Here is a 15423-nt window from a genome sequence, read left to right as displayed (position 1 = left end):
GAAACGGGCGGCGCCGACGCGCCGCCGTGGCTGTTACCTCATACGTTATCAGCCCATGCAGAGGTATTTCACTTCCAGATATTCTTCCATGCCGTACAGGGAGCCTTCACGGCCCAGACCGGATTCCTTGACCCCGCCGAACGGGGCGGCGGCATTGGAGATCAGACCTTCATTGATACCCACCATGCCGGCTTCCAGTGCTTCCGCCACGCGCCAAACGCGATGGATGTTTTCACTGTAGAAGTAAGACGCGAGACCGAACGGGGTGTCGTTGGCCAGTTGGATCGCTTCCTGCTCGTCCTGGAAGCGGATCACCGCGGCCAGCGGCCCGAAGGTTTCCTCGTGGCAGAACTCCATGTCCTGGGTAGCGCCGGTGATCAGCGTCGGCTGCACGAAGTTGCCGCCACGTTCATGAGCGGCGCCGCCGACCACGACCTTGGCGCCCTTGGATTTGGCGTCCTCGATGTGCTCAAGCACTTTTTTCACCGCGCCGCCGTTGATCAGCGGTGCCTGGGTGACGCCATCCTCGAAGCCATCGCCCACTTTCAGTTGATTGATCGCCGCCGCCAGTTTTTCCACGAAGGCATCGTGTACGCCGTCCTGTACCAGGAACCGGTTCACGCACACACAGGTTTGCCCGGTGTTGCGGAACTTGCTGGCGATGGCGCCTTCCACCGCTTTGTCCAGATCGGCGTCGTCGAAGACGATGAACGGCGCGTTGCCGCCCAGTTCCAGGGACACCTTCTGGATGTGCTCGGCGCACTGTGCCATCAACTGGCTGCCTACTTCGGTGGAGCCGGTGAAGCTGACTTTGCGCACCACCGGAGACTGGGTGATGGTAGTGGAAATGGCGGCGGCGGAACCGGTGATCACATTGATCACACCGGCGGGAATGCCGGCCCGGGTGGCCAGTTCACCCAGCGCCAGCGCGGAATAGGGGGTGGCGCTGGCCGGCTTGACCACCATGGTGCAGCCGGCGGCCAGGGCGGCGCCGGCCTTGCGGGTGATCATGGAGGAGGGGAAGTTCCAGGGCGTGATCGCGGCGGTGACGCCGATGGGTTGCTTGATCACCACGATACGCTGGCCGGGACGGGCGCCGGGGATGGTGTTGCCATAGGCGCGCCGGGCTTCCTCGGCGAACCATTTCAGGAAGGAGGCGGCATAGGCGATTTCGCCCTTGGATTCGGCGAACGGTTTGCCTTGCTCCAGGGTCATGATGGTGGCCAGGTCGTCCTGGTGCGCCATCATTAACTCATACCAGGCGTAGAGCAGTTTACCGCGCTCTTCCGCGGTTTTGTCACGCCAGGCGGGCAGGGCGTTGTCGGCGGCGGCGATGGCCTGCCGGGTTCCCTCTTCCGCCATGCGGGGCACGGTGCCGATGATTTCTCCGGTGGCGGGATTATCCACGTCCAGGGTGGCGCCACCCTCGGCATCACACCACTGCCCGTTGATGAAACACTGCTGGCGGAACAGATCAGAGTCCTTGAGGTTGTGCTGGGTCATGGTGTGGCTCTCCTGAAAGCGCATCAAAGGCAAGAGGCGCGGCCTGTGGCCGCGCCCGTGAAAATAGAGGTATAGGGTTACGCTAGCAGAGCCCGGCGCGCAATCCCATCCCTTGGTAAATCGGATTTACAAATCAGCGTGATCGAGAAAAACAGGCGGGCGGCGGGCCCGCCGGGAGCGGGCCCGCGCGGGCTTACTGGCGGCGCAGGGCCGCGGTGAGATGGGGCTGGATTTTCTGCAGCAGGCCCTTGAAGACCTTGGGCGCTCCGGCCACCACATGGCCAAAGTCCAGGTGCCCGTGGCCGCCAGCGAGGTCGCCCACCAGGCCACCGGCTTCGGTGATCAGCAGTGTGCCCGCGGCCATGTCCCAGGGCGCCAGGCCGATCTCGAAGAAACCGTCCATGCGTCCGGCGGCGACCCAGGCCAGATCAAGGGCGGCGGAGCCGGGACGGCGCAGGCCGGCGGTGGATTCGGCGATGGACTTGAACATGCCGAGATAGGCATCCAGGTGCTGGACCTGGTCGGCGCGGAAGGGAAAACCGGTGCCGATCAGGGCGCCGGTCAGACCGGCGCGCTTGCTGACCCGGATACGGCGGCCGTTGAGCGCCGCGCCGCGGCCGCGGCTGGCGGTGAATTCCTCATCGCGCAGTGGATCGTAGATCACCGCGTGCTCGACCCGGCCTTTGATGGACAGAGCAATGGAAACGCAATATTGCGGAAAACCGTGGATGAAGTTGGTGGTGCCGTCCAGAGGGTCAATGATCCACTGATAGTCGGCACCTTCTCCGGTGCCGGTGATTTCGCCGCCTTCCTCGGCGAGGATGCCATGTTGCGGATAGGCTTTGCGAATCACCTCGATGATGCGAGCTTCCGCCGCCCGGTCCACCTGGGTGACGAAGTCGTTCATGCCCTTTTGATCCACGGTCAGGGGATCGTTGTTCTCCGCCGCGCGGCGGATCAGATTGCCCGCCTGGCGGGCGGCTCGCAGAGCAATGTTCACTTGCGGCGCGTGCATGCCGGTATCCTGTCGGTTTAAAAGAGCGGTTCGGGCCGGCGACCTTGAACGGGCACCAGGAGCCATATTGCCGCGAAGTTTAGCAGAGGCGGAGGACTGTGGGCAGGTGAGAATCTGTTAAACTCCCTTTCTTTCCCGCGATTTGGATACATCATGTTAGACAACGTGCGCGTGGTGATGGTGGGGACCACCCACCCGGGCAATATCGGTGCGGCGGCTCGTGCCATGAAGACCATGGGGCTGAGCGATCTGCGGCTGGTGACGCCCAAGATCTACCCCAGTGCCGAAGCTACGTCCCGTGCCTCCGGCGCTGGTGACATTCTCGCCGCGGCCCGGGTTTGCGATAGCCTGGACGAAGCCCTGGAAGGCGCCACTCTGGTGGTGGGCACCAGTGCCCGCCACCGCCGTATTCCCTGGCCTTGTCTGACACCCCGCGAACTCGGCCAACAGTTGGAGCAGGAGCCCGCCGACGCCCGTATAGCCGTGTTGTTCGGACGTGAGGATCGTGGCCTGACCAACGAAGAACTGCACCGCTGTAACCTGCATGTTTCCGTGCCCACCAACCCGGAGTATGGTGTGCTGAATGTGGCGTCGGCGGTGCAGTTGATTGCTTATGAACTGCGTCTGGTACTGGCCGACGACGATACCGTGCCGAAGGCGGCGCGGGCCAATCGCGCCACCATGACGTCACCCCGGATGTACTGGGACGAGCCGGTGGCCAGTAACGATGCCGTCCAGCACTTCCTCGATCATCTGGAGCGGATCATGGTGCGCAGTGAGTTCCTGGACCCGGAAAAACCGGCCCAGGTGATGACACGCATGCGGCGATTGTTCCTGCGCGCCCGCCCCGACAGAATGGAAATCAATATCCTGCGCGGCACCCTGGTGGCCATTGACAAGGCCCTGGATGACCGCTCATAGAGCAGGCAAACAGGCTCTCTGAGGTAACTATGTTCGAGCAGATCAAAGAGGACATCCAATCCGTCTTTCACCGTGACCCGGCGGCGCGTAACACCCTTGAGGTGTTGCTGAATTATCCGGGGCTGCACGCCGTCTTGTTCCATCGGCTGGCGCACTGGTGCTGGCGGCACGGTATGAAACTGCTCGCTCGCCTGATCTCCACCTTCAGCCGCTGGCTGACCGGCATCGAAATTCATCCGGGCGCGCGCATTGGCCGGCGCTTCTTCATTGATCACGGTATGGGGGTGGTGATCGGCGAAACCGCGGAAATCGGTGACGACGTCACGCTCTATCACGGCGTCACCCTGGGTGGCACCAGCTGGAACAAGGGCAAGCGCCACCCGACATTGGAAGATGGCGTGGTGGTCGGCGCCGGCGCCAAGGTGCTGGGGCCGTTCGTGGTGCATAAGAACGCCAAGATCGGTTCCAACTCCGTGGTTACCAAGGAAGTGCCGGAAGGTGCCACGGTGATTGGTATTCCCGGACGCGTGATTCGTCAGCCAGCCAACGAGCAGGAGCGCAATCGCCGGGAAATGGCGGAGAAGATCGGCTTCCAGGCTTATGGCGTCAGCAACGATATGCCCGACCCGGTGGCGGAGGCCATTGGCACGCTGCTGGATCATATGCACGCGGTGGACGGTAAGCTGGACCGGGTCTGCGAGAATCTGCGCCGCCAGGGCATCCAGGGCTGCGACGAGCAGTTGCCGGAATTGAAGGATGAGGACTTCGAGTCCATCAAGGCCCGGGAGGGCACCGACTGACACTCCCGCGCGACGGTATCCAGAACAACAACATCAGATAGCGAGGGCAGGGCATGATCGCGAGACTTTTCCCGCTGTGGGCGATTTTATTTTCCATTTTCGCCTATTTCATGCCGGCGCCGCTGGCGGCGCTGTCCGACTGGATCGTGCCGCTGCTGATGGTGATCATGTTCGGCATGGGGCTGACCCTGACCTGGGAAGACTTCCTGCGAGTGTTCAGGGCGCCCGGCGTCATTGGCCTGGGAGTGGTTCTGCAATACCTGGTCATGCCGCTGGCCGCGCTGCTGGTGGCCAAGGTCCTGGCCCTGCCCACGGAGGTGATGGTCGGACTGGTGATCGTCGGCGCCTGCCCCGGTGGCACCGCTTCCAACGTGATCTGTTATCTGGCCCGCGCCGATGTGGCGCTCTCCATTGCCATGACCGCTGTTTCCACCCTGGTGGCGGTGTTGGCGACACCGGCGCTGGTCTGGCTGTATCTGGGTGAAACCCTGCCGGTGCCGGTGGCCGCCATGTTGCTCTCCTTGGTGAAGATCGTGCTGCTGCCGGTGGTCGGTGGCACCCTGATCAATTCCTTACTGAGAGCGCGGCTGGATCGGGTGCGGGATGCCTTTCCTCTGATTTCCGTGGCCGCCATCGTCCTGGTGATCGGTATCATCGTGGCTCTGAACCAATCCCGCATCGCCAGCGGAGGCGCGCTCGTGATGCTGGCGGTGGTGCTGCACAACAGCATCGGCCTGGCCGCCGGCTATGGTGTCGCCAGACTGTTCCGTTTCGACCCGCGCCGTGCCCGCACCCTCGCCATCGAGGTGGGCATGCAGAATTCCGGTCTCGGCGTGGCGCTGGCGGTGAAGCACTTTACCGCCATGGCCGCCTTGCCGGGTGCCTTGTTCAGCGTCTGGCACAACCTCTCCGGCGCCGTGCTGGCCTGGTATTGGCGGCGTCAGGAGGAGTCCGCCGAAGCGGTTCAGGCCGGTGAAGACGCCCGTGGCAACGTCAGATAAACCCCGGCGAGCATCAGTGGCGCGCCAAGCAAATGGTGAAGCCCCAGGGTCTGGCCGAGGATCAACCAGGCGAACAGGGCGGTGAAAAACGGTGTGCTCAGGCGGATCACCGTGGCGGCCGTGGGTGTGATGCGCTGGCAGGCCAGCGGGTAGAGATAGCCAGGGGCCAGGGTGGAGAACAGCGCCAGGCCCACGAACAATCCCCATTGCGGCCAATCGGGCAATGTCAGTGTCGGTGCGGCGAACGGCAGGCTGATCAGGGCGCCCAGCAGGCAACTGATCAATACCACGGTCCAACCCTGGCCCTGCAAACGCGGCCCGGCCAATGAATACAGTGCCATGGTCACAGCGGCGCCCAGGCCGCAGAAATTACCGAGAGCGGGAAGGCGCCCGGCGGTCTCCGCCGTCCCGCCGCCAATCAGCACCAGCACACCGGCAAAAGCCAGAATTCCCCCGACTATCTCCTGGCCGCGTAACGTCTCCCGTCGGCAAACACGAATCAACATCACGAAGAACGGTGAGGTGGATACCAGCAGCGAGACGCTGACCACATTGCTGAAATAAAAACCGACGGTGGCGAACAGATAATAGCCAGTCAGCAGGGCTCCCGCGCCATAGCCATGGCGATTGGGTTTGTGGATACCGCCGGAGAGCAGCAGTGCGGGTGCCAGTAGCACGGCGGCGGTAAGGAAGCGGAACAATAGCGTGGAAGACACCGGCAAAACCGTCAGCAGTGCCACCCAGATACCGGTGGCCCCCCAAAGCGCGCTGGTGGCGAAGGCGTATCCTGTTCCCCGCAGTTGAGTGCGATCCATCAATGAATCTTCCTTCCGGTGCCGGATGGGGCAAAGCAGAGGGGGGCTCAGCGCCCGGCCCAGTGCTTTTCGGCCCAGTGGTTGAGCGCCAGCAGTGTGCTCTCCAGTTCCTCCCCGGCCTGGCTGAGACGATAACCGGTTCCGTCTTCCCGTTGAACCAGATCCAGCTCGCGCAGGGTTTTCAATCGATCATTCAGGACCGTGGGCGACACCTGGTCGCAGCGTTGACGCAAGGCTCTGAAGGACAGGGGGGCATCCCGCAGTTCCCACAAGATACGGAGCGTCCAGCGTTGCCCGAGAATATCCAGCAATACCATGATCGGGCGGCCGGTGGTCGATCCCCGGACGGATTGGCTGACGGTCTTCCTGGCCATGGCGATTCCTTATCGAGTGACTTGACTGCTACATAAAAAGTAGCGGACACTGAGATGTGTGCTACACATATTGTAGCGGCCGGGAGACGACAATGACACACGATTTGAGGCCCCTTTCGGGACCGCCCTTCGACGCCAAGACTCAAGCGATACTGGACAAGCACTACCCGCAGCGGGACGGCGAGGTGTTAAGCCTGTTCCGGGTTTTCGCCCGCAGTCCCCGTCTGTTACGCAAACTCGGCGCGGCGGGATTGCTGGACGAGGACAGCCCCTTGCCATTACGGGACAGAGAAATCGTCATTCTGCGCACCACGGCGCATCACGGGTGCGAGTACGAATGGGGAGTGCACGCCAGGGTGTTCGCCAAAGCCGCGGGGCTGGATGACGCGCAGTTGGTTGCCACTCGGCACGGGACCGCGGAAGCGCCGTGCTGGACCGAACAGGAACAAGCCTTGATCCGGGTGGTTGATGAACTGCATGGCGAAGGCAACTTGAGTGAGGAGGCGCACTCGCTGTTCGTCCGGCATTGGGAAACCGAACAGCAGTTGGAAGTGCTTGCTTTGTGCGGGTTCTATTCCACTGTCAGTTTTATCGCCAACACCGCGCGGCTGGCGCCGGAGCCCTGGGCGGCGCGCTTTCCCAGGGAGGGCGCGACCGGTTCCTGACAGGCCCTAGTCCATTTGGACTATGGGAGTGTGGTCTGAATCTCTTTAGCCTTGCTGGAAACAGGGCAGCCGCTGAACCAGGGAATACGAAAATGAAAACGTGGATAGTGACCGCGTTACGCGTCGGCGCCCTGATGTCCGTTCTTGTAACGGGAAAAGCGGCGGCTTGGGCGGTGCTGTTCGACGAAGAACTGCCTCCGTCCGCAGGTGACCCGCGGGAGCCGTCTGCGGCCGTCACGGCAAAGGACGATGCGAAAGAACAACGGCCGCCGCCAGTGCAAAGAGAACGGTACCTGAAAGCGGCCCGCGCCGGCGACACCGAAGCCCGCTTCCGCCTGGGGAATGCCTATCTGGAAGAGAGCGGTGACCTTATGGAAGCGGTTTCCTGGCTGGACTGCGCCGCCCTGGTTGGCCATCAGGGTGCCCGGGAAATGCTGCGGGACCTGGGTTTGGCGTTGACCCCGGATAGCGAATGCCGCCATCCAGTGGAGCCGGCCATCCTGGCCCATGATGCCAACGCTGACGCGGACCAGCTTTATCAAACCGGTAACGCCCATTACTTTGGCAATGGTGTTCCTCAGGACCACGGCATAGCGTTGGAATGGATGAGGGCGGCGGCGGGGCACGGTCATGCTCTGGCGATACACACGCTTGGCATCATGTACATGAACGGCGAAGGCGTTGAGCCCGATGCGCACACCGCGTTGACGTTCACCCGTCGCGCGGCGGAGCTGGGGGTCACCGATGCCCTCAACAATCTGGCCTGGATGTACGAGAAAGGAAAAGGCGTGACCGCGGATCAGACCGTGGCCAACCGCTACTATCTGGATGCGGCGCGGGCAGGTGTCGGCAGCAGCCAGGCCCGCTATGGTTACATCCTCGAAACCGGTATCGGCATGGAACCTGACCCGCGGCAGGCAGCGTACTGGTATCGGCTTGCCGCGGCGCAGGGAGTCTCCGAGGCACAGGTGCGTCTGGGCGCGCTGTATTATGAAGGCACGGGTGTGGATGAGGATCTTGATGAAGCCTGTTTCTGGTTTGCGGTTGCTGCTGAATTGGGCGATCAACAGGGCATGAACAATAAGGAAATCGCCTGTGCGATGCTGTCTGCGGCACGGCGCAATGAGGTGGAGCCGAGAGTGCGGCAATGGCTCACGCAATACCGGGGCGAAACGCAATGATCATGGTATGGCGAGCATGCGCGTTTGCATTGCTGATTCTGTCTCTGGGCGGCACCGCGGCAGCCGATGAATCGACAACGCTGATCTCGTTGAGACCGGAACAAATCATCATCAAACCTGGCCGTAAAGAGCCGGTTGATCGCCCCCGCTATTATTATGATTTGTATCAGGCGGACATTCCGGAAACGTTGCCGGTGGAGCCGGTCTCCGAGGATGACCGTTATCGAGCCGCGCTCTTCCATCTTTATCGTTCCAGTGGACAGAATATTCAGGCGGTGGCTGATGCCCGGACCACTTTGGTGACTCTGGCCGAGGCCGGGCATGCCGCCGCTCAGGTCTGGTATGGCGTGCAGTGGGAGTTTGGAAGGTTGCCCCAGGGCCGCGATACGCGAAAGGCGGTGGGCTGGTATCAGCGCGCCGCGGATCAAGAATACGCCGACGGCTTGCTACTGCTTGGCATGCATCGCCATACCGCCGTCTCCGACGGTGAGGTATCTGAATCCATAAGGCTGTGGCGCCGGGCCGCCGTCGCCGGTGATCGGCCATCATCGGCCACCGCCGCCTACGCGGTGGGCTGGAGCTATTTCCATGGTGAAAACGCGCCGCGCAATCACGAGCGGGCGCTGCATTGGTGGCGCCGTGGCCTGGAATTGGGGCACGTACCGTCACGCTACGCCGTGGCGTATATGACGGAATTCGGATTGGCTTCGAAGGCCAGCTTGCGGGCTGCGCTGCCCCTTTATCAGCAGGCCGCGGAGGAGGGGGATGGGCGAGCCGCGGTGCGCCTGGCACAAATTTATGAGCGGGGCACGCCTTCCCGGGGGCGGGCCGAACAGGCGTTTCGCTACTGGATACAGGCGATGGGGTCGGGCCGGCCGGAAGCCCGTTTCCGGATTGCGCGCTATTTCGAGACCGACACGTTACCGGTCACGGAGATCGACGGCGAGCCGATTCCCGGGATTGCGTTGGCGCAGGTGATCGAGACCTATCAGGCGCTGGCGCGTGATGGTTTCGCGCCGGCTTTGTATCTGCTTGGGACCTTCTGCGAGCAGGGCCGTTATACAGCCAAGGCCCCGGAGCTTGCCGGCCAATGGTATGAACTGGCTCTGGCTTTCGGTAGCGAACAGGCGGTGCTCAAATTGGGGAAGCCTTTACCACCGGCCTTTCGTTGAAGGGAGCCCGCGTCAGATGCGAGTAGCGGCGAATCGCTCCCGCAGCCATTTGGCCGCCGGGCCGCTGGGCCGCTGCTTGTGCCAGACCAATTCCACCGCCACCGGCAAATCAAAGTCATCGAACTGCAGTTCCGGAATCACCAGATCCGCCGCCACCGGCGATGCCTCGATCACGTGACTGGAGACGAAGGCCCAACCGATTCCCTGTCGCACCAACTGCAGGATCACCCAGTGGCTTTCCACCCACCACACTTCCGGCGCTACTCGTAAACGTTGTTTCTCGGGGCCGTCGCTGTGCGCCGCCACCAGAATCTGGCGATGGCGTTTCAGGTCTTCCCAATCCACCCGTACCTTTGCCAGGGGATGGTGTTTGCCACAGACCATTTTGATCGGCACCCAGCCGAGGGTTTGGAATCCCAGCTCGGTGGGCAGAATTTCCTGCCGCCACATGACACCAAGGTCGGCCTTGCCGGTCAATACCAGGCGGCTGACGTCCTCCATCATGGGAAACAGCAACTCCAGCTCCACGTGGGGGAAGTGTTCGGCGAATTCGGCGAACACTTCGGCCATGATCCGTTCCGGATAAATTTCGTCGATCGCCACCACCAGACGCTGTTCCACATGAGCCTCGAAACTGCGCGCCACGCCGATCAAATGTTCACGCCGGTCGAGGATTACCCTGGCCTCCAGTAACAGGCGTTCCCCGGCCGGGGTCAGTGTGGGGCTGCGTCCGGCACGGCTGAACAATGCCAGCCCAAGATCCTCCTCCAGGTTGGATATCTGGGTGCTGACGGCGGATTGGGCCTTGTGCAAACGCCGGGCGGCGGCGGAGAACGAGCCCGTCTCGGCGGCAATGACGAAGGCCTGTAGTTGGTCCAGGGAGACAGTCATCTATCTGTTTTTAAGATGGTATCTAACTTTATTTCTGCAATATTGAAGATAGATTAGGCGCCAGTCAAACCAGTGAGGAGTGTTTCATCATGGCATTGCGTACGACTCAGGACCGGGTCCGTCACGCGGTATTGTTCGAGCTGATCGGCCTGGCAATCATGGTCCCGGTGGGCGCTTACCTGTTTCAGTTGCCAGTCGGCCATATGGGCGTGCTGGGCGTGGTGGGCGCCACTATCGCCACGGTCTGGAACTTTGTCTTCAATCTGGGGTTTGATCACGCCATGTTGCGTTGGTTGGGCCATACCAGGAAAACCCTGCGTATGCGGGTAGGGCATGCAGTGCTGTTCGAAGGCGGCCTGCTGGTAATGCTGCTGCCGATGGTGGCCTGGTATTTGGGGATCGGTTTGCTGCAGGCCCTGCTGATGGACCTCGCCATGGTGTTGTTCTATCTGTTCTATGCCTTCAGCTTCAACTGGGCTTATGACCGGGTGTTTCCGGTGTCACCGATGGCGAAAGCGGCGGTATGACGATGAGAGGCGGCCATGCATCATACTGGTGCATGGTCGGTTTCCGTATTAACATGGGTACCGTTAAATCCTGAACGAACGGATCCTCCCCCATGAACGTGATCGCACGCCTTGTCGCTGTAGTTGCCCGCTTCCCCGGCGACCGCGTACGCGATCATGGCATGTCCCCACCGGTTTCCTCCGTCGTCACCGCGGTTCGGACATCCGTTGCCGTAGTACGCCAAGTCGTTCGCGGCTGATACCGCTGATTTACCTCCCTGACCTGCTTTAACGGCTTCGCCGCCCGGTTTCCGCGGCGTCAGGTCGGGACCGTTCGTATTCGATGGATGAGCTTTGATGAAAACGGAAAATACCTTTTGGGCGGCCCAGGGCGCCATGGCCACGTTCGTGTTGCTGTGGGGCAGTGCCGCCATCGTCACCCGTTGGGGTTTGGACCACGGCTCGGTTCTTGCCCTGTTGATTCTGCGTTTTGCTCTCGCGCTTGGCGCCCTGCTGTTGATTCGTGGCGGTCGTCTGATGCCTCCGCGAGGACAGCGTTTGCCCGTGGCTGGCGTCGGCCTGCTGCTGATCGGTTTTTACACCCTGTGTTACTTCCTGGCTTTGGAGCATGAAGTCACGCCGGGGCTCCTGGCCACGGTGCTGGGGGCACAACCGATTCTCACCCTGGTGCTCACCGAGCGGCGCTTCTCGCCGTGGCGTCTGGCGGGACTGCTGCTGGCTTTGCTTGGGCTGACGCTGGTGGTCTACCAGAGTCTGGTTCTGGCCAGGTTGTCCTGGACCGGTATGGCGTTTGCTCTGGGCGCTTTGCTTTGTGTCACCGTCGGCGCGTTATGGCAGAAGCGTATCGCGTTGCCGCCGAGCGAGGTGCTGCCATTGCAATACGCGGTGACGCTGCTGTTGTGCGCTTTGCTGATCCCGTTCCAGCCTTTTCATTGGCAATGGAGTGTGGGGTTCCTGGTGCCGGTGGTATGGATGGGGCTGGGGGTGTCGGTGGCGGCACAGCTGCTGCTCTATCGGATGATCCGCTCCGGTAATCTGGTCAATGTCACCAGCCTGTTCTATCTGGTTCCGGTGGTGACGGTACTGCTGGATTACCTGGTATTCGGCAATGCTCTGTCGGCAATGTCGCTGGCCGGCATGATCGCGATCCTGGCCGGGTTGGCGGTGGTGCATGGCCAGCGGTAGCGGGTTCCCTCCAAGCCGTAGAAGTGAAAAACCGTAAGCACGGAAAAAAAGCAAGGACAGAGGGAGGCGCACGGGTTTATCCCCGGTGCGCCTCCCTCTCTTAATGGGTTTGCTTGCATCATCCGGGGCGGCGGACGGCTCTCAGCTTTCCGCTGCCACCGCCGCCGCAGAAGAAACGGTCCCGGCCATCGGATTCGAGCCCTGACACACCCATTCCGGCCGGCATCTCAATTCGCTCCAGCAGTTCTCCGGTGTCGGAGTCGATACGTCGCAGTTCGCTTTCGTCGTTTTCCCATGTGCCGTGCCATAACTCTCCCTCCAGCCAGGTGACGCCGGTGACGAAGCGGTTGGATTCAAGCGTGCGGAGAATCGCTCCGGTTTCCGGGTCGATCTGATGGATCTTGCGGCTTCGATGCTGGCCCACCCAGAGTACGCCTTCGCCCCAGGCGAGCCCCGAGTTGCCGCCTTCGGGAGCGGGGAGGGTGGCGATGATCGAGCCGCTTCGAGGGTCGATCTTCTGGATCTGGTTTCCGCTGATCTGAAATAAATGCTGCCCATCGAAGGCGGTTCCGGCGTCCGCGGGGACGTTCAATGAGCGCCCGGTTTGGCCGCTGTCGGGGTCCAGGGCGGTCAGTGTTTCTCCGGTGGCAAGCCAGACGTGCTGGCCGTCGAAGGACACCCCATGGACGGCCTCAATGTCGGGGAAAGGCCCGTATTCGCGGATCAGGTCGGCTGATGATGTGTTCATGCTGTTGTCCTCGTTGCTGCCCTGGGTGTTTTCATCCTAGCCACCCGGCAGCGGGGCCGGGAGTAACAAGGTTGTCGTGAATCCTGGAATGGGAGGAAGCAGCCAGCGGCGGGCGCGACCCCGTCCGAAACATTGCACTTTCTCCTCCCGTGCCAGCGATTCAAGGGCTCTCTGCACGGTACGCTGACTGGCGCCCAGTGCCAGGGCCAGAGCCGAACTGGACCAGGCTTCACCGTCGGCAAGCAGGGCCAGAATGGCGGGGTGTTTTTCGTCCACCGGAGGGGTGAGCACGGCCACGTCAGTGCCGGGTTCGGGGGTCAGGGTGAAGCCCCGGCGGGTTGCTTTTATTCCGGCGTGACCTCGCAGGCGCTGACGCAGACGCCCGACTTCCACCCGCAACCGGGCGCGATGGGAATCGTCGGCAAAGCGGGTTCGGAATACCTTCTCAATAAGAACGTCTCTGGGGACGTCTTCCGGCCAGGCCTCGGCCAGCATGCGAGCGAGAGCGAGCAGTATCGGGCGTCCCACAAGCGGGATCGAGGTGCCGCCGCTACGGACCCGATGGCGGCATTCATCCACGATCAGTGTATTGGAAGCCAGCAGCGCTTCCACTTCCTCAAGTAGCAGAGCCCGTTGCCGGCCTTTGTGAAACAGACGTGCCGCTGGCACCGTCAGTGTGAGTGCGGCCTGTTCCACCTCCGCGATCAGAGCCGGAATACCGCTTTGGCGGGCGGCCGTGCCGGCGCGGGCAAAAGCGGCCCGGGCCCGCCGCGTTTGTAGACGACGCAAGGCAATGCCGGCGATCACCAATTCATGGGCGGCTTGCAACGGGGGAGGGTAGGAAGCGGCGTCGATCCCGGACAGTCCCCGCTCCGCTTCGTCAAGACGACCAAGCAGGAGCTGGCGCCGGATTCGGATATGTCGGGCATGGGCGGCATTGATCCGCTCGCCGTGCTTTTCCAGCGTGGATCTTGCCGCCTCAAGGGGCTGTTCGGACCAACCCAGGTCGCGTGATGCCAGTGCGATCTCGGCCCGGGCGACGACGCAGCGGGCCCGGGCCAGGGCTTCTTTCTTCCCGAAGGCCCGTCCCGCGGCTTTCAGCAAGGCTCCGGCACGGGGCAGGTCTCCGAGTTGCGCCAACGCGATGCCGCGCATGGCCAGCGCGGCGGCATCATCACGCAGGGCGACCTGGTTGAGCGCGGTCAGCGGATCGCCCGCCGCGAGAGCACGCGCCGCCGCCGTGATCAATGAATCCATCGGAATCCCGCCATCTTTGTTACTCACGCTGCCCGCTGGTTGATACCTAGCATAGCCCATGACCAACAACCACTTGGAGGGTGTCACCATGACGAGCCATGCTATTGGAACCCATGAGGAATGGCTGAATGCGCGGTTGCAACTGTTGCGGGAGGAAAAGGAACTGACACGGCGCAGCGATGAGCTGGCACGGCGACGACAGGCCCTGCCCTGGGTGCCGGTGGACAAGAGCTATGTGTTTGAAACCGACAAGGGCGAGGCGTCCCTTGCGGACTTGTTCGAGGGGCGATCACAACTGCTGATCTACCATTTCATGTTCGGGCCCGATTGGAAGGCGGGTTGTCCATCCTGTTCGATGATTGCCGACGGCTTCAATGGTTTCGCCACGCATCTGGCGCAGCATGATGTCATGTTGTGGGCCGTCTCCCGGGCACCACTACAGAAGCTGCGGTCGTTCAAACAGCGTATGGGGTGGGATTTTCCCTGGGCCTCTTCACACGACAGCGATTTCAACTTCGACTTTTCCGCCTCGTACACCAAACGGCAGCAAAGCGAAGGCATTGAATATAACTTCCATCGTGAGCCGGAACGGCCCTGGCGCGCGGATAAGGAGGGCGGCGGCGAGGAAGCGGAAGCCATCTTCGCGGCCATGTGCGGTGTGGACGCACCGACCTTTGAACGCGACCGGCCGGGCATGAGTTCTTTTGTACTTGAAGACGGTGTCGTCTATCACACTTACTCTACTTACGCGCGTGGCCTCGACGGTCTTTGGGGAGTTTACCAATGGCTTGATCGGGCTCCCAAAGGGCGCAACGAAAGCGGTGGAGTCTGGTGGCGGCACCGCGATGCCTATGAGCAAGTGTAGGTAATGGGCGGGCATGGGAGAAACCGCGATGAATAACGGACATGAAGGGCGTTCTGCCTCCAGCGTGGCCGGCATTCTCGCCTTCGCGGCCACGCCTGTGTGCACCATGATGGCGTTGGTGATTGGCCTGAGCGATTCGCCTCATTCGATGCACGATTCGTCCTGGTGGACCGGGATGGCGGCGATGTATGTTCTGATGGGCATGCTGCATCTGGCGCCATGGCTGGATTGGCTGCTTCGTCGGTGGCGACGTGGCGCGGGCATGAATCAAAGTATTCCCGACGAGTTTTGATTTTAGTGTTCGATCGGTCTCCGGCAGCCTGGGTAGGTGTAAGCGTGCTGTCTCAAAGCGGTGGGATCGTGGCAGGAACAGGCAAAGGTGCGGTATTGACCTGACATCGCTTTTTAGCGGATGTTGGTAAAACAGCATCCGGAGACGAATGTGGCACAGAATCCATGGCACTGTCGTAATCGGATGAGTGTTTTTTTGCATCGTTCTTGAT

General features: G+C 61.8%; 17 protein-coding genes. 10 read left to right on the top strand and 7 right to left on the bottom strand.

From position 1 onward, the window contains the following. Positions 1-48: 48 nt before the first annotated feature. Positions 49-1503: an NAD-dependent succinate-semialdehyde dehydrogenase gene (locus tag RYH70_RS16285; RefSeq protein ID WP_022996336.1), complete on the bottom strand. Its 1455-nt coding sequence runs from the start codon at positions 1501-1503 to the stop codon at positions 49-51. 193 nt (positions 1504-1696) lie between these two features. Further along, a complete protein-coding gene (gene suhB, locus RYH70_RS16280; RefSeq protein WP_022996335.1) occupies positions 1697-2518 on the bottom strand; it encodes an inositol-1-monophosphatase in 822 nt (273 codons plus the stop codon). Positions 2519-2671: 153 nt separating this feature from the next. On the opposite strand from suhB, the gene RYH70_RS16275 reads away from it, so the two are divergent. From RYH70_RS16275 to RYH70_RS16265, 3 genes are read left to right on the top strand one after another with little or no spacing between them, the layout of a single operon-like run. Beyond that, the gene (locus RYH70_RS16275; RefSeq protein ID WP_317009412.1) at positions 2672-3439 is read left to right on the top strand and encodes an RNA methyltransferase; all 768 of its coding nucleotides are present in this window, start codon (positions 2672-2674) and stop codon (positions 3437-3439) included. Positions 3440-3468: 29 nt separating this feature from the next. Then, positions 3469-4239: a serine O-acetyltransferase gene (gene cysE, locus RYH70_RS16270; RefSeq protein WP_022996333.1), complete on the top strand. Its 771-nt coding sequence runs from the start codon at positions 3469-3471 to the stop codon at positions 4237-4239. Positions 4240-4292: 53 nt separating this feature from the next. Then, positions 4293-5240: a bile acid:sodium symporter family protein gene (locus RYH70_RS16265; protein WP_317009411.1), complete on the top strand. Its 948-nt coding sequence runs from the start codon at positions 4293-4295 to the stop codon at positions 5238-5240. On the opposite strand, the gene RYH70_RS16260 is transcribed toward RYH70_RS16265, so the two are convergent. Together RYH70_RS16260 and RYH70_RS16255 are read right to left on the bottom strand one after the other, a co-directional pair. Further along, positions 5204-6055, bottom strand: coding sequence for a DMT family transporter (locus RYH70_RS16260; RefSeq protein WP_022996331.1), 852 nt, complete (start codon positions 6053-6055; stop codon positions 5204-5206). The two genes, RYH70_RS16265 and RYH70_RS16260, sit on opposite strands and share 37 nt — an antisense overlap. 47 nt (positions 6056-6102) lie before the next feature. Continuing rightward, positions 6103-6429 carry a winged helix-turn-helix transcriptional regulator gene (locus RYH70_RS16255; RefSeq protein ID WP_022996330.1) on the bottom strand — a complete coding sequence of 109 codons (327 nt, stop codon included), beginning with the start codon at positions 6427-6429 and terminating at the stop codon, positions 6103-6105. Between the two features lie 92 nt (positions 6430-6521). On the opposite strand from RYH70_RS16255, the gene RYH70_RS16250 reads away from it, so the two are divergent. From RYH70_RS16250 to RYH70_RS16240, 3 genes are all read left to right on the top strand, one after another. Beyond that, on the top strand, positions 6522-7094 hold the full coding sequence (locus RYH70_RS16250) for a carboxymuconolactone decarboxylase family protein (protein ID WP_022996329.1): 573 nt from the start codon (positions 6522-6524) through the stop codon (positions 7092-7094). A gap of 92 nt (positions 7095-7186) precedes the next feature. Next, on the top strand, positions 7187-8275 hold the full coding sequence (locus tag RYH70_RS16245; RefSeq protein WP_080531470.1) for a tetratricopeptide repeat protein: 1089 nt from the start codon (positions 7187-7189) through the stop codon (positions 8273-8275). A 2-nt stretch (positions 8276-8277) separates the two neighbouring features. Then, positions 8278-9447, top strand: a complete 1170-nt coding sequence (locus RYH70_RS16240) for a tetratricopeptide repeat protein (protein ID WP_317009410.1) — start codon at positions 8278-8280, stop codon at positions 9445-9447. 12 nt (positions 9448-9459) lie between these two features. Here the strand turns inward: RYH70_RS16240 and RYH70_RS16235 are convergent, their stop codons facing one another. After that, entirely contained in the window at positions 9460-10338 is an 879-nt protein-coding gene (locus RYH70_RS16235; protein ID WP_022996326.1) for a LysR family transcriptional regulator, read from the bottom strand. 89 nt (positions 10339-10427) lie between these two features. Between RYH70_RS16235 and RYH70_RS16230 the strand changes: the two genes are divergently transcribed. Together RYH70_RS16230 and RYH70_RS16225 are read left to right on the top strand one after the other, a co-directional pair. Further along, positions 10428-10865: a PACE efflux transporter gene (locus tag RYH70_RS16230; RefSeq protein WP_022996325.1), complete on the top strand. Its 438-nt coding sequence runs from the start codon at positions 10428-10430 to the stop codon at positions 10863-10865. Positions 10866-11201: 336 nt separating this feature from the next. Continuing rightward, the gene (locus RYH70_RS16225) at positions 11202-12050 is read left to right on the top strand and encodes a DMT family transporter (RefSeq protein ID WP_317009409.1); all 849 of its coding nucleotides are present in this window, start codon (positions 11202-11204) and stop codon (positions 12048-12050) included. Between the two features lie 118 nt (positions 12051-12168). Here RYH70_RS16225 and RYH70_RS16220 read toward each other — a convergent pair whose 3' ends face one another. Further along, the gene (locus tag RYH70_RS16220; protein WP_022996323.1) at positions 12169-12798 is read right to left on the bottom strand and encodes a Vgb family protein; all 630 of its coding nucleotides are present in this window, start codon (positions 12796-12798) and stop codon (positions 12169-12171) included. 36 nt (positions 12799-12834) lie between these two features. Further along, on the bottom strand, positions 12835-14055 hold the full coding sequence (locus RYH70_RS16215; RefSeq protein WP_055098992.1) for a helix-turn-helix domain-containing protein: 1221 nt from the start codon (positions 14053-14055) through the stop codon (positions 12835-12837). 88 nt (positions 14056-14143) lie between these two features. On the opposite strand from RYH70_RS16215, the gene RYH70_RS16210 reads away from it, so the two are divergent. Together RYH70_RS16210 and RYH70_RS16205 are read left to right on the top strand one after the other, a co-directional pair. Beyond that, entirely contained in the window at positions 14144-14920 is a 777-nt protein-coding gene (locus tag RYH70_RS16210) for a DUF899 domain-containing protein (RefSeq protein WP_055098991.1), read from the top strand. Positions 14921-14948: 28 nt separating this feature from the next. Then, positions 14949-15212 (top strand): hypothetical protein, encoded by a 264-nt coding sequence (locus tag RYH70_RS16205; protein ID WP_022996320.1) that lies wholly within the window; start codon positions 14949-14951, stop codon positions 15210-15212. Positions 15213-15423 lie beyond the last annotated feature (211 nt).

Origin of the sequence: Alloalcanivorax xenomutans (genome assembly GCF_032810065.1) — a bacterium.
Classification (GTDB): Bacteria; Pseudomonadota; Gammaproteobacteria; order Pseudomonadales; family Alcanivoracaceae; genus Alloalcanivorax; species Alloalcanivorax xenomutans.
The sequence above is the reverse complement of the archived record's forward strand: the minus strand, read 5'-3'. Positions and strand labels throughout refer to the sequence as shown.

Bases quoted from the DNA above. Each gene is read 5' to 3' on its own strand.
- RYH70_RS16285 (WP_022996336.1), bottom strand. From the start codon at position 1,503: ATGACCCAGCACAACCTCAAGGACTCTGATCTGTTCCGCCAGCAGTGT.
- suhB (WP_022996335.1), bottom strand. From the start codon at position 2,518: ATGCACGCGCCGCAAGTGAACATTGCTCTGCGAGCCGCCCGCCAGGCG.
- RYH70_RS16275 (WP_317009412.1), top strand. From the start codon at position 2,672: ATGTTAGACAACGTGCGCGTGGTGATGGTGGGGACCACCCACCCGGGC.
- cysE (WP_022996333.1), top strand. From the start codon at position 3,469: ATGTTCGAGCAGATCAAAGAGGACATCCAATCCGTCTTTCACCGTGAC.
- RYH70_RS16265 (WP_317009411.1), top strand. From the start codon at position 4,293: ATGATCGCGAGACTTTTCCCGCTGTGGGCGATTTTATTTTCCATTTTC.
- RYH70_RS16260 (WP_022996331.1), bottom strand. From the start codon at position 6,055: ATGGATCGCACTCAACTGCGGGGAACAGGATACGCCTTCGCCACCAGC.
- RYH70_RS16255 (WP_022996330.1), bottom strand. From the start codon at position 6,429: ATGGCCAGGAAGACCGTCAGCCAATCCGTCCGGGGATCGACCACCGGC.
- RYH70_RS16250 (WP_022996329.1), top strand. From the start codon at position 6,522: ATGACACACGATTTGAGGCCCCTTTCGGGACCGCCCTTCGACGCCAAG.
- RYH70_RS16245 (WP_080531470.1), top strand. From the start codon at position 7,187: ATGAAAACGTGGATAGTGACCGCGTTACGCGTCGGCGCCCTGATGTCC.
- RYH70_RS16240 (WP_317009410.1), top strand. From the start codon at position 8,278: ATGGTATGGCGAGCATGCGCGTTTGCATTGCTGATTCTGTCTCTGGGC.
- RYH70_RS16235 (WP_022996326.1), bottom strand. From the start codon at position 10,338: ATGACTGTCTCCCTGGACCAACTACAGGCCTTCGTCATTGCCGCCGAG.
- RYH70_RS16230 (WP_022996325.1), top strand. From the start codon at position 10,428: ATGGCATTGCGTACGACTCAGGACCGGGTCCGTCACGCGGTATTGTTC.
- RYH70_RS16225 (WP_317009409.1), top strand. From the start codon at position 11,202: ATGAAAACGGAAAATACCTTTTGGGCGGCCCAGGGCGCCATGGCCACG.
- RYH70_RS16220 (WP_022996323.1), bottom strand. From the start codon at position 12,798: ATGAACACATCATCAGCCGACCTGATCCGCGAATACGGGCCTTTCCCC.
- RYH70_RS16215 (WP_055098992.1), bottom strand. From the start codon at position 14,055: ATGGATTCATTGATCACGGCGGCGGCGCGTGCTCTCGCGGCGGGCGAT.
- RYH70_RS16210 (WP_055098991.1), top strand. From the start codon at position 14,144: ATGACGAGCCATGCTATTGGAACCCATGAGGAATGGCTGAATGCGCGG.
- RYH70_RS16205 (WP_022996320.1), top strand. From the start codon at position 14,949: ATGAATAACGGACATGAAGGGCGTTCTGCCTCCAGCGTGGCCGGCATT.